General features: G+C 52.1%; 18 protein-coding genes. 7 read left to right on the top strand and 11 right to left on the bottom strand.

The window, feature by feature from the left end:
* Positions 1-66: 66 nt before the first annotated feature.
* The 3 genes from ACJJIY_RS07005 (at position 67) to ACJJIY_RS06995 (ending at position 5,852) form a co-directional block, all read left to right on the top strand.
* The gene (locus ACJJIY_RS07005) at positions 67-1,080 is read left to right on the top strand and encodes an SDR family NAD(P)-dependent oxidoreductase (RefSeq protein WP_444895372.1); all 1,014 of its coding nucleotides are present in this window, start codon (positions 67-69) and stop codon (positions 1,078-1,080) included.
* Between the two features lie 117 nt (positions 1,081-1,197).
* Complete coding sequence (locus ACJJIY_RS07000) at positions 1,198-3,105, top strand: multicopper oxidase family protein (RefSeq protein ID WP_445359347.1); 1,908 nt, start codon at positions 1,198-1,200, stop codon at positions 3,103-3,105.
* Between the two features lie 596 nt (positions 3,106-3,701).
* A complete protein-coding gene (locus tag ACJJIY_RS06995; RefSeq protein WP_444895374.1) occupies positions 3,702-5,852 on the top strand; it encodes a hypothetical protein in 2,151 nt (716 codons plus the stop codon).
* Between the two features lie 281 nt (positions 5,853-6,133).
* Here the strand turns inward: ACJJIY_RS06995 and ACJJIY_RS06990 are convergent, their stop codons facing one another.
* The 7 genes from ACJJIY_RS06990 to ACJJIY_RS06960 all read right to left on the bottom strand — a co-directional run bounded on the left by ACJJIY_RS06990 (position 6,134) and on the right by ACJJIY_RS06960 (position 14,542).
* Entirely contained in the window at positions 6,134-7,033 is a 900-nt protein-coding gene (locus ACJJIY_RS06990) for a hydroxymethylglutaryl-CoA lyase (protein ID WP_444895375.1), read from the bottom strand.
* Positions 7,033-9,033, bottom strand: coding sequence for an acetyl/propionyl/methylcrotonyl-CoA carboxylase subunit alpha (locus ACJJIY_RS06985; RefSeq protein WP_444895376.1), 2,001 nt, complete (start codon positions 9,031-9,033; stop codon positions 7,033-7,035). Before ACJJIY_RS06985 ends, ACJJIY_RS06990 begins: the two co-directional genes overlap by 1 nt.
* A gap of 5 nt (positions 9,034-9,038) precedes the next feature.
* Positions 9,039-9,836: an enoyl-CoA hydratase/isomerase family protein gene (locus ACJJIY_RS06980; protein ID WP_282934596.1), complete on the bottom strand. Its 798-nt coding sequence runs from the start codon at positions 9,834-9,836 to the stop codon at positions 9,039-9,041.
* A gap of 72 nt (positions 9,837-9,908) precedes the next feature.
* Positions 9,909-11,516 carry a carboxyl transferase domain-containing protein gene (locus tag ACJJIY_RS06975; RefSeq protein WP_371838961.1) on the bottom strand — a complete coding sequence of 536 codons (1,608 nt, stop codon included), beginning with the start codon at positions 11,514-11,516 and terminating at the stop codon, positions 9,909-9,911.
* 118 nt (positions 11,517-11,634) lie between these two features.
* On the bottom strand, positions 11,635-12,804 hold the full coding sequence (locus ACJJIY_RS06970; protein WP_444895377.1) for an isovaleryl-CoA dehydrogenase: 1,170 nt from the start codon (positions 12,802-12,804) through the stop codon (positions 11,635-11,637).
* 110 nt (positions 12,805-12,914) lie between these two features.
* A complete protein-coding gene (locus tag ACJJIY_RS06965) occupies positions 12,915-13,331 on the bottom strand; it encodes a MerR family transcriptional regulator (RefSeq protein WP_444895378.1) in 417 nt (138 codons plus the stop codon).
* A gap of 98 nt (positions 13,332-13,429) precedes the next feature.
* Positions 13,430-14,542, bottom strand: a complete 1,113-nt coding sequence (locus ACJJIY_RS06960; RefSeq protein WP_444906570.1) for a hypothetical protein — start codon at positions 14,540-14,542, stop codon at positions 13,430-13,432.
* A 310-nt stretch (positions 14,543-14,852) separates the two neighbouring features.
* On the opposite strand from ACJJIY_RS06960, the gene serB reads away from it, so the two are divergent.
* A complete protein-coding gene (gene serB / locus ACJJIY_RS06955; protein WP_445359346.1) occupies positions 14,853-15,962 on the top strand; it encodes a phosphoserine phosphatase SerB in 1,110 nt (369 codons plus the stop codon).
* A 427-nt stretch (positions 15,963-16,389) separates the two neighbouring features.
* On the opposite strand, the gene ACJJIY_RS06950 is transcribed toward serB, so the two are convergent.
* On the bottom strand, positions 16,390-18,333 hold the full coding sequence (locus tag ACJJIY_RS06950; protein ID WP_445359345.1) for a M1 family metallopeptidase: 1,944 nt from the start codon (positions 18,331-18,333) through the stop codon (positions 16,390-16,392).
* Positions 18,334-18,644: 311 nt separating this feature from the next.
* Between ACJJIY_RS06950 and ACJJIY_RS06945 the strand changes: the two genes are divergently transcribed.
* Positions 18,645-20,306 (top strand): alkaline phosphatase D family protein, encoded by a 1,662-nt coding sequence (locus ACJJIY_RS06945; protein WP_445359344.1) that lies wholly within the window; start codon positions 18,645-18,647, stop codon positions 20,304-20,306.
* Positions 20,307-20,375: 69 nt separating this feature from the next.
* Here ACJJIY_RS06945 and ACJJIY_RS06940 read toward each other — a convergent pair whose 3' ends face one another.
* The 3 genes from ACJJIY_RS06940 to ACJJIY_RS06930 all read right to left on the bottom strand — a co-directional run bounded on the left by ACJJIY_RS06940 (position 20,376) and on the right by ACJJIY_RS06930 (position 24,351).
* A complete protein-coding gene (locus ACJJIY_RS06940; protein WP_445359343.1) occupies positions 20,376-22,463 on the bottom strand; it encodes a GGDEF/EAL domain-containing response regulator in 2,088 nt (695 codons plus the stop codon).
* Between the two features lie 375 nt (positions 22,464-22,838).
* Positions 22,839-23,879, bottom strand: a complete 1,041-nt coding sequence (epmB, locus tag ACJJIY_RS06935; protein WP_445359342.1) for an EF-P beta-lysylation protein EpmB — start codon at positions 23,877-23,879, stop codon at positions 22,839-22,841.
* A gap of 211 nt (positions 23,880-24,090) precedes the next feature.
* On the bottom strand, positions 24,091-24,351 hold the full coding sequence (locus ACJJIY_RS06930; protein WP_445359341.1) for a hypothetical protein: 261 nt from the start codon (positions 24,349-24,351) through the stop codon (positions 24,091-24,093).
* Positions 24,352-24,895: 544 nt separating this feature from the next.
* Between ACJJIY_RS06930 and ACJJIY_RS06925 the strand changes: the two genes are divergently transcribed.
* Together ACJJIY_RS06925 and ACJJIY_RS06920 are read left to right on the top strand one after the other, a co-directional pair.
* Positions 24,896-25,606: an iron-containing redox enzyme family protein gene (locus ACJJIY_RS06925; RefSeq protein ID WP_413664160.1), complete on the top strand. Its 711-nt coding sequence runs from the start codon at positions 24,896-24,898 to the stop codon at positions 25,604-25,606.
* 202 nt (positions 25,607-25,808) lie between these two features.
* A complete protein-coding gene (locus tag ACJJIY_RS06920; RefSeq protein ID WP_444911975.1) occupies positions 25,809-26,603 on the top strand; it encodes an aldolase in 795 nt (264 codons plus the stop codon).
* Positions 26,604-26,617: the final 14 nt, after the last annotated feature.

Here is a 26,617-nt window from a genome sequence, read left to right as displayed (position 1 = left end):
ATTGGCCAGTAAGGCCCTATTTTTGATATTTCTTGCGGTCTTGGTATCCCACTAAGACAGCAAGAAATGTCAAAAGACGAGGCGCTTAACCGCTTATCTTTCTCTCCAACAGCCGGGCATATCCATATCCGGGCACCAGTTCCCAATATCCACAGAGACAGAAAGATGATTAAGAGTGTTTTGATTACCGGAGCGAATGCAGGCTTAGGCAGGGAATGCGCCAAGCAACTGGCGGAATACCAGCAGATTAACAAGATCTATCTCGGCTGCCGCAATCTGCACAAAGCCAAGGAAGCCCAAGCCGATCTGGTGTCGGTAACAGGCAGGAATATCTTCGAAGTATTGCTGATCGATGTCGCGGATCAACAATCTGTGAAAGAGGCAGTTAAGAACCTGGACTCCCCAGTTGATGCGCTGGTTATGAATGCTGGCGGTACCGGGGGGAAAGAGTTTTACGACAAGACCCCCGAAGGAGTCACACAAATTTTCGCCGTCAACCTGCTTGGGCATGCTCTACTGACTAACGAGTTACTGAAAGCCAATAAATTAACCCAGACTGCTATCTATGCCGGCTCCGAGGCCGCTCGCGGCGTAAAAGAGATGGGTATGAAGCGACCAGACCTGAAAAGCGCCTCTGTGGAGGAATTTATGCAGATCTGTGAAGGAAAGCTCTATGCCAGTACCAAAGACGCTACGGTACCCTATGGTCCGATAAAGTATATGGGCGCCCTATGGATGTCTTCCATGGCACGGGAATTCCCCCATATCCGCTTCGTAACCATGAGTCCCGGGGCTACGGTAGGCACAGAGGGCTTCAATACACTGTCGTTATTCAAGCAATATATGATGAAGGGCATGATGCAGATTATGCTGCTACTTGGCAAAGTCCACAAAGTAGAAATAGGCGCCAAGCGCTATATCGATGCCCTACTGGATACAAGATCCTTCCGCACAGGTATTTTTTACGGCAGTGAACGCGGATTGACTGGACCTCTTGGTGAACAGCGGAAGCTTTTCCCTGACCTGGACAACCCTACCTATCAGGACAATGCCAAAACGGCGATCAATCGCTTTATCTAATGAAAGTTCGCATCAGGGAAGGGCCCTGTACACCCTTCCCTGCCCCCAAGTTAACTCCACCGATACCGCTTGTTTACCTATACTTGACTGTTAAATACTTACTGCTAAAAACAGCCAATGTTTCGGGTAATCTTTTCCCTGCTGTTGTTAATTCCCCTTGCCCTGACTGCTGCTGAAGATGTGGCTAAAGCAACTCCCCTGCGGCTGCTGGATCCAGCAACTGTGGATAAGTTCGTCAATGAACTGCCAATACCCGCAGAAATCCGCCCTCAGGGCTCAGCCTCGATTAAACTACCCGCCCGCCCCACTGAAGTTTGGATGGGGCTACGGGATAAGGAAGGCAAACGTTTAATGACAAAAGCCTGGGGTTTTGAATATGCAGGTCGCATCCACTCTCCTGGCCCTACTATTCGCGCCCGAGAAGGCCAACCGGTATTTGTACACTGGGCCAATGAGCTACCGGGTCCGCATCTATTTCCTGTGGATCGATCCATTCACCTCGCCGACGTAAAAGATCCAAAAGCTGTACCTATGGTTACCCACCTTCACGGCGGGCATACAGAGTGGAAAAGTGACGGCAACCCCCTCGCTTGGTACACCCGTAATTATCGTGAGACGGGACCATTATTTGAGAAAAAGATTTACGAATACGACAACTCCCAGGATGCCGCCACTATCTGGTATCACGACCACACCCTGGGCATGACGCGCCTTAATGTTTACGCAGGTCTATTCGGTTTTTACCTGGTTGGCGATGACAATGAAGACCGTCTGATACAGGAGAAGCTGCTCCCCGCAGAAGAGCGCACTTTTGTAGCCGCTATCACAGACAGCTTATTTAGCTCGGATGGGCAGCTGTATTTTCCTGGCTGGAGGGACCAGCCTCCATCACCGGTTTCCCATGAGGTGGTTAAGACCAATTGGCCCAATCCGTCCCATCTCGACGAATTTTTTGGCAATTTTATTCTGGTAAACGGTATGACCTGGCCCAAAGTCAGTGTCACTCCACACGTCTATCGACTGCGATTACTCAACGCATCCGATACCCGCACACTGATACTCAGGATCGACGAAAATACACCCTTTGTACAAGTCGGCGGTGACGGCGGATTTCTCGATTACCCTGTAAAATTGAACGAGTTGATATTGGCACCCGCAGAGCGAGCAGATGTTTTAGTAGATTTCAGTGGTTATGAAGAGCGTGAACTGACACTGCGGAACTTTGGGCCGGATGTCCCTTTTAAAGGATTTGTAGAGGCCAATGATCCAAAGAGTTCAATTCCACTTGTCTATAACCCGGATGGTAAACGCGTATTAAGCGATGGGCGCGGCGGCATCATACCAGCTACCGATCCAAATACTACAGGCCAGATCCTACAATTCCATATTGCTTCAACATCGACAAAGACCCCTTCTAATAAACAGGAATCAGAGATTAAAAATACCATTGGAGATTTAAAACTCAGCCTAAATACTCCCTTACGCACCCCACTTAATAGGCTTAACCAAGCCAGTCGCACACGACAACTTGCCACCTACCGGTTAGACGATCCTTACGGCCGTAACTTGCTGATGCTAGGTCCAGTAAAGGAGGGCTCCCTATTTTTTGAAGATCCTACTACAGAAATAATCCAACACAACGCCGTTGAGATCTGGGAAATATACAACCCTACAGTATCGGCTCATCCAATCCATATTCATCTGGTGGAATTCCAGGTACTGGATCGCCAGCCTTTTAAAGGAAAACTTATTGCCAAGCAGCAGAAATTTATGCATACAGATAAGATATTTCAGGGTGCACGCCTGGAAATAGAATCTCTACAGGGAAAACCCCTTCCACCACAACCAGAAGAAAGCGGCCCCAAAGATACGGTCATCGCCCTTCCTGGCCAAGTAACACGGGTAATAGCCCGCTTCGACCGCGAAGGCCTTTATGTATGGCACTGCCATCTACTCTCCCATGAGGATTACGATATGATGAGGCCGTTTAGGGTGTTGGCACCAAAACATTCTGCCAACGATTAATCTTCTTCACGAACGAAGGACACTATCTCGAAATATAAACTACGTAACAGAGGAGCTCCTTGCCATGCTAATTGGGCTCTTCTAAAGACTTAATCTTTATTAGAAGAACATCTAGAGAAGGTTGCTCGGATATTGATCATAGACAAAATCTGGATAGCTTAAGGCTCTACTGCATAAGCAATACAGCGATATATCTATACCAAGTTTGAACCGGCCACAAATTTCACGTTAATAGATTACAACAACCTAAATGTGAAGAGATAGTAAAGCTAGCCACAGCAAAGCCCAACACCGGGGCATACCTTTGTACATGCAGGCGATACGGAAAATCGAATAACCTGATGATCACTTTTATTTACCTAATCGGCAAAATTTAATAACCGTGGGGGTTTCATAATTTTGCGACTACAACGAAAATACCGTCACATAAAGTATGCTAGTAACAACCACAGATAAGCCACCCTGTCACCTTTGGCCAAAAATGACCCACCTGTTGTTTAATAGCCTTGAGGAAGGGTTCTTTTGAAAAAGAAAAAATCATACCTGGCAGATTTTGTAAAGTTTAGTATTTTCGATTTGTACATGAGGGAAGTTAAATGAAAGGTTGCAAGAAACCTTCAAGGAGCATATTTAGCAGCGGAATTTTCTGCATTGCATTAGCACTATCCGCATGTAGCGGCGGCGGGGGATCTGGAAGTAACGACACAACAAATCAAACCACTACGGAATATAACATAACCACGAGCCTTGGCGATGGAGGGGACATTGAGCCGAAGTCTGTAAAAGTGGGGCCAGGCCGCAATGCTCAATTCAATATTACATTAGATGAAGGATATGTAATCGAGTCTGCAGCTGGCTGTGGTGGGAACTTGGTTGGAACAACTTATACCACAAGTGTTATCGCCGACGATTGTGAGATCTCTGTTATTTTTAAACAAGAGTTTTTTAGGGTGACGACCGTCGCAGGGCCTGGAGGAAAGTTTCAATCTGATTCTCTGATCGGTAAAGGATCTATATCACTACACCTAATCCCAGACTCTGGATATGTAATTGACCAAGTTAGCGGCTGCTCCGGTACACTAGATGGCAATATTTATAAGACAGGTCAATTAATAAAAAATTGTGAAGTCTCAGCCACATTTAAACGAGGAACAACTTTAGATGTATCTGTTGAGCCAACGAAATCATTATATTTCACTTGGGTCGATACTCCTGGCGCCTCTCACTATAAATTACATGAAAATGTAGATGGACAAACAGGGTTTGTTCAAGTTGGCGAAGATATTACTCAGGGAACACAAAACTACAAGCATATTGTTCCTCTCTTCGCACGTGTTAACGCCTCATATTTCTTAGAAATTTGTTTTGGGCAGGTTTGTGAAAGTAGTAATACCGTATACGTAAGAGACTTATTAGCTAATGGTATTGGAGAAATATATCCAGAGAATTATGACCCTGTAGATGGCTACCTTTGTGACATGCAAATAAGCTCAGATCACTCAACCTTGGCAATTAGCCCATGCACCGAGAGTAGTTCTGCTGCAGGTATCAACAGTGATAGTAGTGATGAATCTTTTTCGCAAGCCGGAGCCGTGTATATCTTTTCTCTTAAAGACGGAGAATGGTTACAAGAAGCATATATAAAGCCAACTCACCCAGGTAATTATGATCACTTTGGTTACTCCATCGACCTTAGTGCAAATGGTTCTAGGTTAGTTGTTGGAGCTCCTGGTGAAAATAGCTTATCAACAGGCATCAATGGCGACAGCAGTGACGATTCAGGTTCAAGCGTAGGAGCAGTATATATATTCGAGAGGGAGCATTCAATCTGGTCACAGGTCGCATATCTTAAGCCCGATATAGCACCACCAAGTAATGAAAGAAGGTATTTTGGTAGATCAGTTTCAATCAATGATACTGGAACCCGAATTGCCGTCGGCTCTCCTTTTTCTGAAGGGCATGAAAGTGCAACAGGTAATGTTTATATTTTTGAACTAGTGAGCAAAGCTTGGGTGCAGTCTACTAAGATTTGGGCTAAAAAGAGTGACTCGCTGGACCAATTTGGTGAAAGCTTAGAGTTTGACTCATCTGGTAACATCCTGCTGATTGGTGCAATAGGAGAAGACAGCGCATCAGGTGGGGTAAACGGTGATGAGAGCAACAATTCAGAAAATAGCTCAGGAGCTGCGTATATCTTTAAATACGACGGAATAGAATGGTTGCAAAGAGCATATTTAAAACCAACTAGAGCCCGTGAATATGAGCATTTTGGAGAATACCTAACTATAAGTGGCAACGGGAAGTATATCGCCATTGGCTCTAAGGAAGAGAGCAGCCGGTATCAAAGCGCCGGAGCAACATATGTATACCATTTTGATGGAGAGACTGCTTCACAAGCTGGGCTTTTACGAGCATCCAATCCCGATGAATATGATAAATTTGGAAGCAGTGTAAGCCTGAATTACGATGGTTCAAAATTGCTTGTGAGTGCTCCCGGTGAGGATAGCTATAGCAGTGCATTTTCAGGGAATCAAAATCACAATTACTATAAACTTGATGCTGGTGCACTCTATCTCTTTTCGCGGGAGGGCAATAGTTTTACTCAATCATCCTATATAAAATCTAAAAATGTCGATGAGTTTAAGATTATAAACTCCATTATTAGCCAACATAATGAGTCGATATTTACAGATGCATATAAACTAAACCAGGAAGATAGAGGGCGGCCTCTGATCTTAGTCTATTGATTTCCCACTAGTGGCAAAAAGCTCATGAAGAGTATAGAAACGATAAACTTTAATTATCAATGATAGAACTTGATACTTATTATGTAACTGGCGTCCAGTATTTCAGCCGGTTATCCTCAGTGTTCTGTCATTACTTAATCTCTTGCCAGAAAAGAAGTACTAGATACTATCTTCAACTGGCAGTTCTTTTCTAAGTGATTGATTAAGGTAATTCAAAACTAAATGCAGGAATTCACATCAGGACCATATATAGTCCTGATGTGAATAAATCAAAACCGCACTCAGCAGGGCACCAAAGCCTTAGCCACACGGGAGTTAGTCTCCCGCCCCAGCTGTTCAGAAATAAAGTTCCCAGCCTCTGCCAGCAACTGTAAATCCACGCCGGTTTCAATACCCATGCCATTGAGCATATAAAGTACATCCTCACTGGCAACATTACCGGAAGCGCCGCGGGCATAGGGACAGCCCCCCAGGCCGGCTACGGCGGAATCTACTACTGCGACACCCATTTGTAAGGCCGCGTAGATATTGGCCAGTGCCTGGCCGTAGGTATCGTGGAAATGCACCGCAAGTTTTTCCACAGGCACGCGGGTCATTACCTGCTCCAGCATACGCTTGGCGGATTCCGGGGTGCCGACACCGATGGTGTCGCCGAGGGAAATTTCGTAGCAACCCATTTCCAATAGAGCGGCACTAACTTCTGCCACTTTGGCCGGATCAATATCGCCTTCATAGGGGCAACCAAGTACGCAGGATACGTATCCGCGCACGGGTATACCGTCTTGCTTCGCTTTTTCCACCAGTGGACGGAAGCGCTCAAGACTCTCAGCAATACTGCAATTAATATTTTTCTGGGTGAAGGCTTCTGAGGCTGCGCCGAATACGGCGACCTCATCCGCTTTGGCTTCCACTGCACGCTCATAGCCTTTTAAGTTTGGCGTGAGCGCGCTGTAGATAACTCCGTCTTTGCGCTGGATACCCGCCAGCACTTCCTCGCTGGCGGCCATTTGCGGTACCCACTTGGGGCTGACAAAACTGCCGGCTTCAATAACCAACAGCCCACTGGCACTGAGCTTGTCCACCAGAGCGATACGGGTCTCCACAGAGATAGGCTGCTTTTCATTTTGCAGCCCATCGCGGGGGCCCACTTCGACGATTTTGACCTGTTTGGGCAAAGTCATTATTGCTCCTCCCCGGCAAAATCCACCAGCAGACTACCGCCATCCACTAATTCACCTTCGGCACAGAAGAACTGCTGCACGGTGCCGGCGGCTGGAGCCCGCAGGGTGTGTTCCATTTTCATGGCTTCCATTACCAGTAGCGGCTGGTCTTTTTCCACCGTAGAGCCGGGCTCAACCAGCAGCGAAATTATGGTGCCGTTCATGGGGGCATCGAGGCCGTGGGCCTGGTCATTGCTCTCACCGATATCCGGTGGCAACAGCTTGAATTCCACCTGGGTGCCATCGATAAATACAGCACCGCCATCGCGGGTATCCACGGCGGAGAAACTCATGCGGCGGCCATCCACCAACATCAAGTCACGTCCCGGGAGCAGGCGAATCTCACCGCTGTTTTGTTCCTCAGGCAAGGCATCGCAAGTCCAGCGCAGACTATCGCCCTCCGCAACAAAGCGAATTTGAGCGTGCTGGCCACGGTAGTCCACCGTCTGGGTGCGACTGCCAGCCAGAGCATTGCGCCAGTTATCACCATTGTGCCAAGGAGAGAAAGGATCCCGCTGAGGTGCGCTATTGCGCAGATCGCGCTCTTCACGCTGCTGCAAATAACCGGCAATAGCAGCACATTTCAGCGGCGTCAGTGTCTGCTCCTGGTGCAGTACTTCCGCCTCGTAGTCCTCGATAAAGTGCGTCGAAATACAACCGCTGGCAAATGCCTGGTGATTGATCACTCGGCGCAGGAATTCGATATTGTGGCGCACACCGGCAATTTGATAATCACGCAGTGCGCGATCCAATTTGGCCAGGGCTTCTTTGCGGGTGCGGCCGTGGCAGATTAATTTGGCGATCATCGGGTCGTAATGCACGCTGATTTCATCGCCGGTCTGCACACCGGTATCCACTCGCACCCCCTCGCCTTCCGCCGGGGGCTGGTGGCGCACCAACACGCCCGTTGCCGGCAGGAAATCATTGTCCGGGTCTTCGGCGTAGATCCGCACTTCCATGGCGTGGCCGTTGATCTGCAGCTCATCCTGGCTCATGGGCAGGGTATCACCAGCGGCAACTGACAGCTGCCAGGCCACCAGGTCCTGGTCGGTGATCATTTCCGTCACCGGGTGCTCCACCTGCAGGCGGGTATTCATTTCCATAAAGTAGAAGGCACCGCTGGCATCCAGCAGAAATTCCACCGTGCCGGCCCCCACGTAACCAATCGCGTGGGCCGCGCGCAGGGCCGCTTCACCCATGCGGGCGCGCAGCTCCGGAGTCATGCCCGGTGCGGGAGCTTCTTCCACTACTTTTTGGTGGCGGCGCTGCACCGAGCAATCCCGTTCAAACAGGTAGACGCCATTGCCCTGCTGATCACAGAACACCTGGATTTCCACATGGCGGGGACTCACCACATAGCGCTCTAGCAACATAATGTCGTCGCCAAAGGCATTCATGGCCTCACGCTTGGCAGCGGCCAGAGCTTCGTGGAATTCATCGGCACTGTCGACACGGCGCATGCCCTTACCACCGCCGCCGGCAGCAGCTTTCAGCAATACCGGGTAACCGATGCGATTGGCATGGCCTTCCAACAGCTCTTCATTTTGATTGGTGCCGTGGTAACCGGGCACCAGGGGCACATTGGCCTCTTCCATAATACGCTTGGCTGCGGACTTGGAGCCCATCGCCTCAATCGCGCCGGTGGGTGGGCCGACAAAAATAATGCCGTTGCTATCGCAGGCGCGGCAAAACTCGGCGTTTTCCGACAGGAAGCCATAACCCGGATGGATGGCATCGGCACCAGTCTGCTTGGCAGCACCCAATACTTTGTCGATATCCAGATACGAATCCCTGGCCGGGGCCGGACCCAGGTGCACCGCTTCGTCCGCCATCTGCACATGCAGAGCGTCGGCATCCGCATCGGAATAAACGGCGACAGTGGCCACCCCCAGGCGGCGCGCGGTCTTGATAATGCGACAGGCAATTTCGCCGCGATTAGCTATTAACAGTTTGCGAATCATAAAAATTACCCTTCGCTACCATTCATCCAACTGGGTGCACGCTTTTCCAAAAACGCACTCAACCCTTCCTGTCCTTCCGGCGACACACGCACGGCAGCGATCAGCGCGCTGGTCTGGCCCTGCAATTCATCGTTGATAACCCGGTTGGACATGGACATAGCCAGTTGCTTGGCCATGGCGACTGCCTTGGGGCCATTGTCGGCAATGGCATTCACTAATTTCTGCACATGCAGGTCCAGATCAGCCTCGGCACAGACTTCGGATACCAAACCGATCTGTTCCGCGCGCTCGGCGGGGAAACGTTCCGCTGTGACAAAGTAACGACGCGCATGGCGAGTGCCGATAGCATTGATGACATAGGGACTGATGGTGGCGGGCAGCAACCCGATTTTGACTTCGGACAAACAGAAGCTGGCGCGCTCAGAGGCCACGGCCATATCGCAGCAGCTCACCAGGCCCACGGCCCCGCCAAAAGCGGCGCCCTGTACTCGCGCAATAGTGGGCGCAGGAAAAGTGTCGAGCTTGTACAGCATGGCGGCGAGCGCAGCTGCGTCGCGGCGGTTTTCCTCTTCTGAATAAGTCGCCATGCGCTTCATCCAGTTGAGGTCGGCTCCGGCAGAAAAGCTCTTGCCATTGGAGGCCAGTACCAACACACGTACAGCGGGGTTTTGCGCCAGGGTGTCAAAGGTGGTGGCCAGCTCGTGGATCAGTTCATCATCAAAAGCGTTGTGGATTTCCGGCCGGTTCAGGGTGACCGTGGCCACGCCCTCGCTATCCACTTCGCACAGCAATTTATCGCTCATTGTAATTCCTCGATTGGGGCGTCTATCAAAAGCGGCACCGGAACATTTCGCTGGCGCCGCAACCACGGTTCCTTACATGCGGAACACGCCGAACTTGGTCTCTTCCGGTTCCTTGTGGCTGGCCGCCGCCAGGCACAGACCGAGCACGCGGCGGGTATCCGCCGGATCGATAACGCCGTCATCCCACAAGCGCGCGGAGGCGTAGTATGGGTGCCCCTGGTGTTCGTAGTTATCCACAATCGGCTGCTTAAACTGGCGCTCTTCCTCTTCGCTCCAGGATTCACCCCGGGCGGCCATCTGGTCGCGCTTCACCTGGGCCAATACGCCAGCAGCTTGTTCACCCCCCATAACCGAAATGCGCGCATTGGGCCACATAAACAGGAAGTTGGGATCGTAGGCGCGGCCACACATACCGTAGTTACCGGCGCCGAAAGAGCCGCCGATAAGGATGGTAATTTTGGGCACCTTGGCGGTAGCGACAGCGGTCACCATCTTGGCGCCGTGTTTGGCGATACCGCCCGCCTCGTACTGCTTGCCCACCATGAAACCAGTGATATTTTGCAGGAAAACCAATGGAATCTTGCGCTGCGCGCACAACTCAATAAAGTGCGCGCCCTTCTGCGCACTCTCCGCAAACAGGATGCCGTTGTTGGCAACAATTCCCACCGGGTAGCCCTGGATACGGGCAAAACCGGTTACCAGGGTGGTGCCGTACAACGCTTTAAATTCATCGAACTCAGATCCGTCCACAACCCGCGCGATAATCTCGCGCACGTCAAACGGCTGGCGCGAATCTTTGGGCACCACGCCGTAAATGTCTTCCGGTGGATAAATCGGCTCCACAGGCTTTTGGATATCCAGGCCAGGATTTTTGATACGGTTCAGGCGAGCTACAGAGCGGCGCGCTAACTGCAGGGCGTGTACATCATTATTGGCGTAGTGATCGGAAACCCCGGAAGTGCGACAGTGCACCTCGGCACCGCCAAGTTCCTCAGCGGAAACTTCTTCACCGGTGGCCGCTTTCACCAGGGGCGGGCCCGCCAGGAAGATGGTGGCCTGCTCTTTCACCATAATGGATTCGTCTGCCATAGCCGGCACATAGGCACCACCGGCGGTGCAGCTACCCATAACCACCGCGATCTGCGGAATATTCTGTGCAGAGAGATTGGCTTGGTTAAAGAAGATGCGACCGAAGTGCTCACGGTCTGGGAAAACGTCGTCCTGGCGCGGCAAATTAGCACCACCGGAATCCACCAGGTAAATGCACGGCAGATTGTTCTGCTCGGCGATGGTCTGCGCGCGCAGGTGTTTTTTTACTGTGAGGGGATAATAGGTTCCACCTTTTACAGTGGCATCGTTAGCCACTATCACACAGGGCTGACCGGAGACGGTGCCGATGCCGGTAATAATACCCGCGGCCGGAACATCCTCACCGTAAACCTCGTGAGCGGCCAGCTGGGAAAATTCCATAAAAGGGCTACCCGGATCGAGCAGTGCATCGATACGGTCCCGTGGCAATAATTTTCCTCGCGCCAGGTGTTTTTCCCTTGCGCGCTCGCCGCCGCCCTGGGCGATGGCTTCCACTTTCTCACGCAGGTCTGCCACCAGCGCCTGCATCTGCTCGCGGTTTTCGCCAAAGGCGGCATCGCGCGTGTTTATTTTGCTCTGCAACTGATTCATAAAGTCCGATTCACTTTCCCGGAGAAAAGACCTCCACAGGGCGCAGCTTATTGCCGCAGTGCCCGGCTGGAGACAGCTGCCGCCGGCAGGCGCCGGCGGCGAGAAGAAATGCCCAGCCTTAGCGGGTCTCTTTAAACAGCTCGCGACCAATCAGCATACGGCGCACTTCAGAAGTACCCGCGCCGATTTCGTAGAGCTTGGCATCGCGCAGCAGACGACCAGTGGCGTACTCGTTGATGTAGCCATTGCCTCCCAGTGTCTGGATAGCCTGCAGGGCCATCTGTGTTGCGCGCTCCGCAGTAAACAGGATTACAGCGGCGGCGTCCTTGCGCGAGTCCTCACCGCGATCACAAGCCCGGGCCACAGCGTACAGGTAAGAGCGGCTGGCATTCAGGTCAGCGTACATATCGGCGATCTTGCCCTGCATCAGCTGGAACTCACCGATGGCCTTGCCGAACTGCTTGCGCTCGTGAATATAGGGAACCACCACATCCAGGCAGGCCTGCATAATTCCGACAGGGCCTCCAGAGAGAATCGTGCGCTCGTAGTCGAGACCGCTCATCAATACGCGTACACCGCCGTTCAGTTCACCGAGGATATTTTCTTCCGGCACTTCACAGTCTTCGAACACCAGCTCACAGGTGTTGGAACCGCGCATGCCCAGCTTGTCGAGTTTCTGCGCCTGGGAGAAACCGGCAAAGCCGCGCTCAACAATAAACGCAGTGATACCACCGGAGCTGATGCCCGGCTCAGTGCGAGCGTAGATCACATAGGTATCGGCATCGGGACCGTTGGTGATCCACATTTTATTGCCGTTCAAAACAAAGCGATCACCGCGCTTCTCGGCGCGCAGTTGCAGACTTACCACGTCGGAACCGGAGTTGGGCTCACTCATGGCCAAGGCGCCTACATGTTCACCGGAACAGAGCTTGGGCAGGTACTTGAGCTTCTGCTCGCGGGTACCATTTTTACGGATCTGGTTTACGCACAGGTTGGAGTGGGCACCATAGGACAAGCCCACAGAAGCAGAGGCGCGGGAAATCTCTTCCATGGCCACAGCGTGTGCCAGGTAACCCATATTGGAACCGCCGAACTCCTCCTCCACGGTCATGCCCAGCAGACCCAGCTCGCCAAACTTTTTCCACATATCCGCTGGGAACAGGTTGTCTTCATCGATCTGCGCCGCGCGTGGGGCCAGCTCCGCCTGGCAGAACTTGTAAACCATGTCACGGAGCATATCGATGTCTTCACCGAGACCGAAATTCAGGGTTGGGTAGGAGGTGTTCATAACGGCTCCATTGATATTTAAAAATGTCTTTAATTCAAATAACCGCCTTGGCGGCTGTTCAATACCACATGAGGCAACTGCGTCACTCTTGGCACAGTGCCGAAATCTGTTTAGGAAACGCTGCTGTCATCGCTTTGCGCCAGGGACTCACGGGCCCTGGATTCAGCTTCATCCAACTCTTCCATCAGGCTTTCGATATCCCGCAGTTGCTGTTGTAACTGCAGACGCTTTTGCGCGATGCGCTCCAATAGACGGTGCAACTGCTCCACATTGCCGTGGGCCGGGTCGTACATATCGATAATTTCACGGCTCTCATCCAGGGAGAATCCCAGCCGCTTTCCGCGCAGGATCAGCTTTAGGCGCACACGCTCTTCGGGACTATAGACGCGGGTCTGGCCGCGACGCTCCGGATTGAGCAGGCCCTTGTCCTCATAGAAGCGGATGGCGCGAGTAGTGATATCGAACTCCCGCGCCAGCTCGGAAATGCTGTAATTATGGGGCTCCATTTGGCTTGCTTCTGCTTTCATAACGACTTCCTCAAGATGCCATCAAGCCTAGCAAGAGTTTACGTTAACGTAAACGTAAAGCACGCGCCAAAAAAGAACCCTAAGGCACTTCCAGTCACTTAGCCCACGGGGGTCCTGTGGGGAGTAGACTCAGCGCCGAGCAGCTGTTGTAGCTGATTGTTGAGAAGTTTTTGATAGGAAGGGGTTAGGCCAGTCACCTCCAATGCCCAACCGGCACCGTGGTGCTCAATTCGCCCCACCAGGGAACTGTCTTCAAGAAGTTCCGGGTGCAAAAACAAGCCGCGGGACTGGTTGAGTAGCTGATCGGCACAGAAATCCGGACTCTGTGGCTGGGATGGGACTACCGCCAGAGCCAGCTTCAAACCGGTCGCACGGCTAACGCTCTGCATCTCCCGCAGCAATAAACCACAGCAGACTGCGCGGAAGGCCGCATCAGTTCCAGAGAAATCCAGGCCGATCTGTGGCCCGGCGCAACTCAGGGGGGTGGCACCGTATATGCGTTGCAGCAAACGCATACGTCCATCTAGCTCCCGCTGCAAACCCTCCAGGGCGCTGCGACTTAACTGGTTGCCCAACTGCGCCCAGTTAAGGGGGCGAAGATAAAGCCCAACGCTGGGCTCGGTAACTTCAGCTACAGCTTGAGCAGACTCAGTAATTTGTGCGGGCAATTTGCGCTCCCGGGACAAACTACCGGTAAGCAGGGCCGCAGCTGCACTAAATGGCAGGGCAAAAACGAGGGTCAGCAACAAGCTGGCCCAAGGGAAGGTAACGGAATTACCAGGCTCAAACGCCACAGTAATATTGCCGGCAATACTATCGTGCAGGACCACTGGCTCGGTGATCGTCTCCCCCTCTTTCAGGTCACCCACTTCGGCCAGGGAATTCGATTCCACATCCTCAATTAAAATGCCGGAAACCATTGGAAGCTCCAGCAGCTGGCGAGCGATCAGCTGTAGGCTGATACGATCCCCGGCCACAATACTCTCCAGGCTCTGCCCCGCGAGAATAGTCGCTGCCGCCTTCACGGTAACTCTGTCCCGCTCTATCTGGCCGGTGCGCTGCTGACCATAAAAATGTCCCAGTGCCGCCGCACAGAATATTGCCAGTGTTAGCCAGATAACCAGTGCCAATAAACGCTGGCGGGCGCGTTTGGACAACTGTGCTAATTGAGCCGGTATTTTGCGAAGAATAGATACAATGGAAACTGACATAAACGGCGGCAGACATCTTGCGTATTGTTTTTTTACTATTGCCCCAGCTGTTTTGGAGCAGCGAGCATTTTAACGGTAGGCACCAAAATTGTGCATACCCAATTAATTCCTGAGCGATTGGTAAAGCAGACGACGAAATAGTTCAATTCAACTCGCACAATTCGAAAAGGAATTTTACTCCCCATTCGAACTGAGCCCATTAAAAACCCTGCTGACCGGCAATCAATGAAATTAAAGCCCGGCAATTTTAGCGAAGAATCTCATAAGAGCTATAATGCGCCGGACATTTAATTCAATCGGGACAGAGCTTATGGGTGATCAAATAAATTCACAGGAATTCCACCTCTCCCTGAAACAGATTTCCCAGGCTTCAGGAAGTGGCACCCTGCGCTACCTGAGCTTCCGAGATCAAGTCGCCAAGCTCGGCCTGGAGTATTCCGGTGCAGCCCCTTTTCCCGGTGAGGCTACGGACTTTACCCCGCCCCCCGAAGAACCGAGTGCACTTGAAGCCATTTGGTGTGTCACCCTGTTGAGCCCCTCTGTCTCCCTGGCCCAACTCCAATACCTTCTGCGATTTTTTGATGAACAACAGTGGAGCCTATTCGCCGCTGATACTTTGGCACAAAGACGCGATCGCACCGTTATCCGCTTCCAAATTGATGGCGACCTCGATTTTGACAGCGCGCGTCTGGCCTGCCTTGGAGTGGCCGATGAGTTGGGAGTAGACCTAACAATCCAGGCTTCTGTTACCCAGAGGGTGCCAAAGCTGGCGGGCTTTGATATGGATTCAACCCTGATTGATGCTGAAGTCATTGACGAGCTGGCAAAAATTACTGGTATCGGTGATCAGGTTGCCGCCATCACCCAATCGGCCATGGCCGGGGACATAGATTTCTGCGAAAGTTTTAAGCGGCGTATGGCCCTGCTAAAAGGTTTTTCCGAGCAGCGTTTGGCAGAAATTGCCCGGGAATTGCCGTTAAAAGAAGGGGCCTATGAATTGCTGGCGGCCTTGCGCGCGCTGGGCTGTAAAACGGCGCTACTTTCTGGCGGCTTCACCTACTTCGCGAAATTCCTGCAGCGAGAGCGCCTGCCCCTGGATTATATCCACGCCAATGAACTGACATTTGCCGAAGGGGCCCTCACCGGCGAAGTAGTGGAACCCATTATTGATGGCGATCGCAAACGCAAATTACTGCAGGAAATTGCCGGAAGCTTAGATTTGGCACTGGAAACTGTGGTCGCTATGGGTGACGGCGCCAACGATATTCCTATGTTGAATTTAGGGGAACTGGGTATCGCCATTCACCCCAAGCCCAAGGTGAGGCTACAGGCCCCCCAGGCCATCAATCTGTTTGGCCTGGATGCCGCCCTCTACTTATTTGGTCTCAATGACCAACAAATTGCCAAGCTCGGGGTATAACCCGGCTTAGCTCTTAAAGCATCGCGTGAGGAAAAGGGAAACTCGGCCGCTTATTGTGATCCGTGCAAGCACTGGGCCCGGGTTTCTGCCCACAACTGGCAAGAAAAAGCCCCAGGACGACTATTAGTAAAGCCCGTTTATACATAGGTGCCTCCCTTCCTGAGTAAAATCTCTGGGCAGCAGAGTACGCAAAGGCAATCCATTTGAACAGCCGTTTAATGATTTTTATGCCAGAAATCTGGCGTATTAATCACGCTATCGTACCAGTTCACTTAGCTATAAAAACAAACTGAAAGAATGCCCATAAAAAATATTTTGTGGAGCAAACTTTAGCATTAGCCAAAGTGGAAGGGAAAAAGAAAAGGGAGAGTTGCCGCAACTCTCATATTGATCTATGGGAATTGCGACAACTGGGAAAAGAGAGCGATTAACTCTCTTTTTTACCGTAAATAACCAGGCTATTTACTTTTACCGTCAGCGGGTGATAACCCACCTTGGCGCGCTCAAAAATGCGTGCAGCCACGTCTTTTTTACCAGTCTCAACCATATTGCGATATAGCGGGCGCAGGAACTTATTGCGGCCGATACTGGTGAGGAAATTCTCAAGGCGCTCGAAGGCCGGCTCGTAGTCGTTGCGCACTGCGATCATCAGCCAGCTGAAAGCCACCTCGTTATTGCGGGATTCGGTCAGGCCAAAGGCGCCGTCCAATTCCTTCAACTGAGCTTCCGTCAGTTTTTCCGGCATACCATCGAGGAAGTACTTCCACTGGTGGAAAGTCCAGCCTTTGGTATCGATATCCTTCGCCGCCAGTTTGCCGTCCAACCACTGTTGACGCACTGGATCCAATTTAGTGAAGGCATCGGACTTCGGATGCGGCGCACCTTCGGGAATACCCGGATCGAAGATCCACTGAAGGATGCGGTCGCGGTCCAGCTTATCGGCGTGCTCAACCAACAGAGTCTTGTCTAGATACTTAACGAAGTCCTCGGTGGTGATGCTCTGGAAGGAGAAGTGGTTGAAGTACTCCATCAGGAAGCGGTCAAACGCTTCGCGACCTACTTTCTGCTCCAGCTCATACAGGAATAGGGAGCCTTTCTCGTAGGGAATATTGGAGAAGACTTCATCGGGGTCACGTCCGCGCAGGTCGATCGCCATAATCTCATCGCGGGGCTCTTTATCAGCCAGATCCGCTTGCAGATCGTCATAGCCCAGGGCCATTTCCATCTGGTAGCGCTCATCACCGTAGACGAACTGCATAATGCGGTTAGTCAGGTAGGTGGTGAAACCTTCATTCAGCCAAAGGTCGCGCCAGCTGGCATTGGTCACCAGGTTGCCGGACCAGGAGTGGGCCAGTTCGTGGGCAATCAGGGCTACCAGGCTCTTATCACCGGCGATCACCGTCGGAGTGATAAAGCTAAGACGCGGGTTTTCCATACCACCGAAGGGGAAGCTGGGTGGCAGAATCAGCAGGTCGTAACGATCCCAGTGGTAGGGGCCATAAGCCTTTTCAGTCACTTCCAGCATGGATTCGGTATCGGCAAACTCCGCCGCTGCAGATTCCAGCATGGAAGGCTCGGCATAGACACCAGTGCGCTCGCCCATGGGCTTGAACTGCAGGTCGCCAACCGCCAGGGCAATCAGGTAGGAGGGAATGCGCTGGGGCATTTCAAACTCGTAGACGCCATCTTTGGCCGCCTGCGGGTCATTGTTCGCACTCATAACTGCGCGCAGTTCTTTCGGAGTGCGTACAGTGGCGTTGTAAGTGATGCGAACTTTCGGGGAGTCCTGCAGCGGAATAAAGCTGCGCGCGTGAATCGCCTGGGCCTGGGTAAACAGGAACGGATGCTTTTTACCCGCAGTCTGCTGGGGCTCCAGCCACTGAACGCCGGAGGCGCCCGGCGCTGTACGGTAGCGGATAGTAATGCTGTCGGCATCTTCCGGCAGCTCAATATTCAGCGGAGTGCCCAGGTGACTGTCTTTCTCGCCCATGGAGAATTTTACTGACGCGCCATTGGCGGATACAGAAACCACTTCCAGCTCTCGGGTATCCAGTACCATCGGCAGGTTCTTGTCGTTGAGACGCTTGAAGTCCAACTTGGCTTCACCTTCAAGAACCTTGCGGGAGAAGTCGACAGTCAGGTCCAGATCCAGGTGTTGCACCTGGTAATCATTGCTGTTGGCAAAAGAGTGGTAATCCACTCCGGACTGGGGCGCTTTTTCAACACCCGGCTTCTTCTCGATCACAGCGGACGCCTTTATCGGCGCGCTCGCACTGTCTACTTCGGCCTTAGAAGGCTCCGACTTGGAACAGCCACCGGCAACGGCAAGGCCGCCAACGATCAGACTGGTACACAGTAAACGGGGCAACATGGGTCTACTCCCTGAGTTCAGCTTTTCAATTTGCGCCACAGGATACCTGACAGAGCGCAGATGAGAAACGACAGGGGACTCTGCACCCGCCGTAAGGGGGCTCACTGATCACCCGCTCGAGCCACGGGTACCGACGGTCATGCCGCGTTTTGCCAATAAACCAGATTAATGTCTCAGTTTCGTCGCCTTAGGACGAATTTCATGACTAATAGCAGCGAGGGAAGAAAAATACTGACCGGGAATTAATACATCGTTCACTTTCCAGATTCAGACTGCGGCTCTTTTATAACAAGCACTATAAGGAGAACCCCATGTCTCTGTCCCGGAGGCGGTTTCTACAATTTTCCGGCGCAAGCCTGGCGGCCCTGCCCCTACTGAAAGCCTACGGTTCCGGCCAGGAGCCCTTCCAGCACGGCGTAGCCAGCGGTGACCCCCTGGCAGATCGCGTAATTCTCTGGACCCGTATCACTCCGTCCGCCGATCCAGAATTCCAGTCCATGGTGCCCTACACCTGGCAGGTCGCTCTGGACCCGGAAATGGCCATGGTGGTCAATAGCGGCAGCGGTATTACCGGGCCTAATGTGGACTACACCATCAAAGTGGATGCCAGCGGTCTGCAACCCGGCACCAGTTACTACTACCGCTTCTACTCTAACGGTATCGACTCGCCCATAGGCCGCACTCGCACACTGCCCATCGGCCATGTGGATAAGCTGCGCTTTGCGGTGACCAGCTGCTCCAACTATCCCATGGGTTATTTCAATGTTTACCGGGAAATTGCCCTGCGTGCAGACCTGGATGTGGTACTGCACCTGGGGGATTACATTTACGAGTACGGACCCGGTGGCTACGGTACCGGTACGGGCCTGGGGCGAGAGCCAATCCCCGCCAAGGAAATGGTGGATATCCAGGATTACCGCCTGCGCTACGCCCAGTACCGCGCCGACCCCGATTTGCAGGAAGTACATCGCCAACACCCGTTTATCTGCGTCTGGGACGACCATGAAACCACTAACAACGCATGGGCTGGCGGTGCCGAGAACCACAATGTCCAAGATGGCGAGGGCGACTGGTTTGTACGCCGCTCGGTGGCCAACCAGGCTTACTTCGAGTGGATGCCCATCCGCGATAACGGCATCTTTGATCTATTTGGTGACAGGGCCATCTACCGCAGCTTCCGCTTCGGCAACCTCATGGACCTGATGATGCTGGATACCCGCATCGCCGCACGCTCCGAGCAGGCCAACTGGTTCGATCAGCAGACCGCCGACGACCCGGAGCGCAGCATCCTCGGTACCCAGCAGGAACAATGGCTGCACAGTAGCCTGACCCAGTCCCAGTCGGATGGCGTGCGCTGGCGGGTATTGGGGCAACAGGTAATGATGGCGCAACTCACCCTGGCCAGGGATTTGTCTGTGAATATGGACCAGTGGGATGGTTACACCGCATCCCGCGAGCGCCTGTTCAACCACATTGCCGACAATAATATCGACAATTTTGTCGTCCTCACTGGAGATATCCACAGCTCCTGGGCCTGGGACCTGGCCAGCAATCCTTTCAGTATTTTGAAATACGGGCGCCTGACCGGACGCGGCGCCCTCGGCGGAGAATTTGTCACCCCCGGAGTAACCTCCAGCTTCCTGGACAAATCCCACCTGACGGATGTTGCAGCGATTGCTATGGACGGGTTAATACCGCACCTCAAGTGGGTGGAGATAACCCAGCGCGGTTACCTGCTGATGGATGTTTCCCACTCCCGCGCCAAGGCCCACTGGTATCACGTGGATACAGTCACCAGCCAGAATTACAACGCCAGCCTGGCAAGGATTTATAAGCAGGAAGCGGGGCAGAACCATATCCAGCGTGCCTGGAGTGAAAGCACAGCTGATGAGTTGGTACCGGCACCGGCACCGCAGTACGGCGCCCTGGCGCGCAATACCATCGCCGCCCTACGCAGCCGCTACAACGCCTGATTTGCAGGCAATAAAAAACCGCACCCCTGTTAAGGCGGTGCGGTTTTTTAAAAAGCTTTCAGAGAGAAATTATTCGAGACTGAAATCGAAGTTCATATCCTCCGCCGGCGCCTGCACATAGTACCCCTGAATATAATCAGTACCGGTCTGCCACAAAGTCGGCAGCATACTGGCCTGCTCAATATGGGGCACTATCACCTTGGTATCCGCCTCACCCAAGCGCTGTACCAATCCTGCCAGGGAGTCACTGCTCTCGCCTTCATCCTGGACCTCGCGCACGAAGGAGGGATCGATCTTGGCGATATCCACTTTCACATGCTCAAGAGCCTTGAACGGATTGAGTCCGGTGCCGAAATGACAGACCGAAACGCGACAACCCAATTGCTGGACCTGAGTGGTAAAGTCCCGGGCCGCGTGCAGGTTGCTGTTGATATCCTCCTGACGCAACTGGAAGATCACCGTTCCCGGCGCCACCTTGGCAGCTTTGAAGGCAACCCCCAGCCAGCCGGGTAAGCTGCTGTCCACCAGTGAAGCAGTGGTGATATGCAGCATCAAAGAAATATTCTTGCCCTCAGCCCTGGCGGCTGCGGCGGCCTTGATCGCGGTAATAATTACCCAGCGATCCATTTTCGCCGACAGACCCGCATCGCCGAGTTCCTGCAGGAAGGCCAGCGGCGCCAGCTCTTCCTTGTCATCGAGCATACGCACCAATACTTCATACAGTTGCTCGCCAGTTCCCTGCAAACTGAGAATTGGCTGGTAGAGTAACTTCAGACTGCCAGCTTCCAGCGCTTGTACCACCCTTGCGCGGTGATAGGTATCGGCGTCGGCACCACCTTCAGTATCCGGCTCGTAGAGCGCAAACTTCCCACCTTTCTTCTCTTCACCCAGAGCCTGTTTGTGAGCAGATAGCGCTTGGTCCAGCACCTGCTGCGAACCACTGGAGGCCTCACTCATCAGGGAAATACCGATAGAAGATGTAATTTGCAGGGTTTTGCCATCTGCATCGAAGATGGTATCGGAAATCTTCTTCAATATATCCTGCGCGCGTTGCTCGATGCTGTCCGGAGTTGTATTCGGGCTGAGCAGGCAGAAGGCATCTTCACTATACCGGGCCAGGGTATCGCCACTGCGCTGGCAGGATTTGAGTAATTCCGCCATGCCTTTTTGCAGGGCGTCAGCACCGGCCACTCCTACAACTTTCAACACTTCATCTTCAAAGCGATCCACTTCTATCAGCATCAGACCGCCGGTATTGTGGGAGTCCGCTGCAGATTTGATGCTGGAATCCAGTACCTGTAGGAAGTGCTGACGATTGAAAAGCCCGGTCAACGGATCGCGGTTCTTGATGTCACTGAGCTGCGCTTCCAATTGCTCCGTATCACCCCGGCGCGAGGCAATACGCACCTGCAGACAGCGCTCATCGTCGTAGGTGGTACTGAGTACCTCTGCGCGAGTGGGCAGGGATTCGCCAGAGGCGGTCTTGGCGGTAAATTTCCACTCTTTCGCCTCCAGCTCATTGTTGTCGATAGCGCAGCTTTTGAGGAATTCACGCCCCTCTTCCTGCTCATTTTCAGCCAGCATATCAATCAGTGGCTGGTATTCGATGTCCTCGCCAGAGTCGTAACCAAAGCGCTCTGCAAGGGAGTCATTGGCGTAGACGATCAAGCCATCAGATATATAAGCGATGGCATCTTTGGAGCTATCGAGTAGCTCCTTGGCACGGTTAAGGGTCGCGTGATAGCGGCGGTCGTGTAGGCGAGCCTGACGGCGATTGGCGAGCGCCCCCAGCTCCCGCTGTATTACAAAAAGAAGGTGTTGGTCTTCATCCACCACTACGACATCGCGGGCTCCGAGCTTCAAACCTTCCACCACGGGTTGGGCACCGGTGCGCTCGGTCAGCATAATTACCGGGACATCTTTCTGCAGTTTGCTGATGGTGCGCAACGCCACTGAGGGGGGCACCTGAGTACTGCTTTCAGCCGCGATCACTAAATCCCAGGTTTTATCCTGGAGCAGGCGGTTAAACACAGCCTCGCTGGCCACATGCTGTGCTCGGTTGGGACGGCCTGCGTTGTGCAGCATACTCACAAGGCGCTGGGCTTCCGACGGGGTATCGTGAATCAGGAGAAGTCGTATTGTGTCGTTGCTACTCATTATTTGCTCTATTTTTTTAATGGCGGCACACAGCTACCGCTAGCGGTAATTTTAGGGGGCGTAGAGGATCGCGCACAAGAGCAGATAAAACTGGTACTTGTGACCTAAATCACACAACACTCTCCACTAAAAGCTTCCACCTTTTTTTATTTGCGAAGCCAAAGCCACCAATCAAACTATCCAAACCTAAAGAGCCCCTAACTTCAACGCTATAAAGTGAAATAGCAGCTGCTGAATGGGGCGATCCGCCAACTATATCTGCCACCGATATCACACAATTAGCCTAGATCAATTTGGCGATATTTACCCACCCGACAATCCCCTCGTAAAGGCCTCTACCAAATAGGTAAATGGAGCTAGTAATTTTGCACTGTTTCAACAACTCTCAGCAAAGATCGGGGATTTTGATGGGACGCCGGGGATTTCACGCACCAGTTTTGGTACCAGATAACCGGGTAGCTGCTGGCGGAGATGTTCGATTAGCTCCAGCGCTTTCGCATCAGAGGCTTCAAAATGTGCGGCACCATTTACTCGATCCAGCTGATGCAAATAGTACGGAAGTACTCCTGCTGCAAAGAGGGATTCGCTCAACGCACCCAGCGCCTCGCGACTATCATTGACGCCTTTTAATAGCACCGCCTGGTTGAGCAGGGTTACCCCTGCGCTTCGCAACTTTTGCAGAGACTCCCGCACCTCACTATCAATTTCATTGGCGTGGTTGCAGTGCAACACCAGCACGGGCTTCAAGCGGGAACCGGTAAACCAATTCAACATTTTCTGGTTTACCCGGCTGGGAGCAACTATCGGGAGGCGGCTGTGAATTCGCAGCTTATCTACATGGGGAATCTCGGCCAGCTCATAGGTGAGCCAGGCCAGTTGACGGTCACTCATTACCAAAGGATCACCGCCGCTCAGAATCACTTCGCGCAGCTCAGTGCGCGCGCGAATGTAGTCTAGAGCTGCCAGGCTCTGTCTGCGAGTTAGGTGGTTGTCGCCGTAGGGGAATTCACGTCGGAAACAGTAACGACAATTGACCGCACACTGGCCCGCAGTGATCAGCAGTAGGCGCCCGTGGTATTTGTGAACAACTCCAGGTAGAGGGTTAGCTTCTGCCTCTTCAAGGGGGTCTGCACTAAATCCCGGCACTTTCTCCAACTCATCCGCACCGGGTAAAACCTGTAACAACAATGGGTCTTCGGGATCGCCGCAACGCATGCGCCGGACAAAGGGGCGCGGCACGCGCAGGGAAAAGCCAGAAGCCGCTTGCAAGGCCTTGGGGAGCTTACGCGGGTCTAGCTGTAGTAATTGAATCAACTCTGCCGGATCAGTGACCAGATCAGACAACTCATCCTGCCAGCAGCGGGATTCCTGTGTGTCGATAAGCTCTATACCGGGGGCCGATGATGACGCCATCATGGAGATACACTACAAAATAAGAGATTGTATCAGATCCCCCACTGCAATCTCCCGCCACCACTGACAGTGATGCCCCACAAAGGGTGCCGTGACCAGGTAGACATGGGAATTCGCACAAACCCATCAGAGAAATGGCATTTGTTTCAGACCCTATCTAGTGAGTGAGTTGAACCCTCAAATCGATTCCCTCGGGTAATTACATAAACTGAATTTATTTTTGCAGAAACCCTATAAACATAATCAAAAAATCTTCATCAGCCTTCTGTGGAAAAATATCGGATAGTTGGATTGTATCTTTAAGCAACCAGAGCCTTGAGGAGCCTCTGAATAACTCCGTAATGCCTCTGCGGGTCTTGAAGGCTGCAGATGTTAGGCGCAGCTCGCCGCGAATGGCCGTAGCCCTTTGCAAGAGCTGCAACGCAGCAGCTGTGGCCTTCAAGGCCCGCCCTTCAGGGCTTGCAGAGCGATTCACACTCCGCGTTGCGACTTCTTGAAAGGTCTAGACATTCCTGCGAAGCCGCGCCTTGATTGTGAACCGCTCTGCATGCCAGAGGTATCATGGAGTTATTCAGAGGCTCCTTAACTCTTCTTTACCTGAATTTAGGAGTAGACTCATTATCGGCGAAGCAAGTATTCACTCTACCTACCAATAAAAACCCTTACCCCACAAAACACTCCACTGCAACAAAGAAAATCTACACAGTCGACATTTCCACAGTTAATTCAGGGAGCAAAAAACATTTTCTTTGATAAATCCAACAAGGATAAAGCAAAGCAAAAATTATTTATTAATAAAATTTTTATCACTAGAAAAAACATCTTCCAAAAACCATCAACAAATATCAAAAAATTCATAATTCCCTTATTCACAATAGGGATAATTCGGTGTTAATTTAAACGCCGGCAAAGAAAACCATTTTGTCGCCCCCGCCAAAGGCGGGCACTATCAAGAAATAAATAAAACACCTAAAAGGTGTTTAACCAGTAAGTTTAGAATTACAAAAAGGAATTACCCAATGGAAATGCAGCTTGAATTGCTTGAAGCCAATAAAGACCTACTGATTGAGCAAACTCGCGCACATCCTTTCTTGAAGCGTTGCCGTGAAGGCTCCATTACGCTGGACGAATTAAAAATATTTTTGGTTCAACAAGGTATTTACAGTGGATTCTTTGTTAGATATCTCTGTGCAATGATGGCAAACCTCCCGAGTAACCACGAAGTCCTGGAGCTTGCCGAGAATCTAATGGAAGAGCTGGGCCTGGAACCAGACAGCCCCAAACCCCACGCAGAAATCTATCGCGAAACCCTCGAGCATTTTGGTTTGACCCTGGAAAACGCAGAAGTTTTACCAGGCACTCAGCACCTGATCGATACCATGTTCAAAAACTGTCGGGACCTCAGGGCCAGTGCAGGATTGGGAGCCCTATGCCTGGGAGCCGAAGCCCTGGTACCCGATTTATATACAGATATTGTTGCCGGATTCCGCTCTTGCGGCGTAACCGATGCAGAAATGCAATTTTTCCTGCTGCATATTGAATGTGATGACGGCCATGCAGAAACCATTCGCGATATTATGGTAGATATCGGCTCCAAGGATCCCAGCCAACTGGACATAATGCTTGAAGCCGGGCGCCACCTTGTAGAGGCCCGCTTACAATTCTTCGATTCTATTGAAACCGCCTACCACTCCACTAAACATAAAAAAGTTGAAGCTGTTACAGCTTAATTAGCAAGCACTTATCAACCCACTCACAGGTGTTGTTGGAGAAAGCATGGGCATAGGGAAATGCCACCAACATAAATTCGACAGAGATCGAATCATTTTGAGTTAGGTTTTTAAAAATTATTCTGCGATAAGAAAATAAAAAAGGAAAATTTATTAAATATCGCAGAATTAATATGACTTGCTGTGAGAATTGGAGATAACAATGGCTGAAACACTATCACTGGCAAAAAACGAACTGGTTGAACGAGCCAGTGAAGCAATGAAACAGCACCTCAGCACCCCCGAGTGGTCCCTGAGAGAAAAGCTTGCGCTGACTTGCCGAATTTTATTTAACGATGGTCACGACTCCGGCCTGGCTGGGCAAATTACCGCCCGTGCGGAAAAGCCCGGTACTTATTACACCCAACGCCTGGGCCTCGGCTTCGATGAAATTACCTCATCCAACTTATTGGAGGTCAACGAAGACCTCGAAGTACTGTCTGGAGAGGGCATGGCCAATCCGGCCAACCGCTTTCATTCCTGGATCTACCGGGCGCGCCCCGATGTGAACTGCATCGTGCATACCCACCCCATGCACGTATGTGCACTTTCCATGCTGGAGCGCCCGCTAAAGATTTCCCATATGGACGCCTGCATGTTGTATGAGGATATTGCCTTCCTCAAAGACTGGCCGGGTGTACCCGTGGGTAACAGCGAGGGCGAGCTGATTTCCGCCGCTATTGGGGACAAGCGCGCAATCCTACTGGGACACCACGGCCTGATTATGGCCTGTCGCTCTGTTGAGGAAGCCTGTGTAATGGCGGTTCAGTGTGAGCGCGCTGCCAAACTGCAAATACTGGCTGAATCCGCCGGCACCATCCAGGATATTGATCCCGAACTGGGCCGCGAAGCCCACGACTGGATTCTCCAGGAAAAACGCACGCAAGCGACTTTTGCTTACTTTGTGCGCCGCATGCAGAGAAAAGGTTATGGCGGCGGGGACGACCCATTAAGTTAAGTGCTTTTGTGCAA

This window comes from Microbulbifer maximicatervae (SeqCode) (assembly GCF_052468155.1).
Note: the sequence above shows the minus strand (reverse complement) of the source record. Positions and strands in the feature narration are given on the sequence as shown.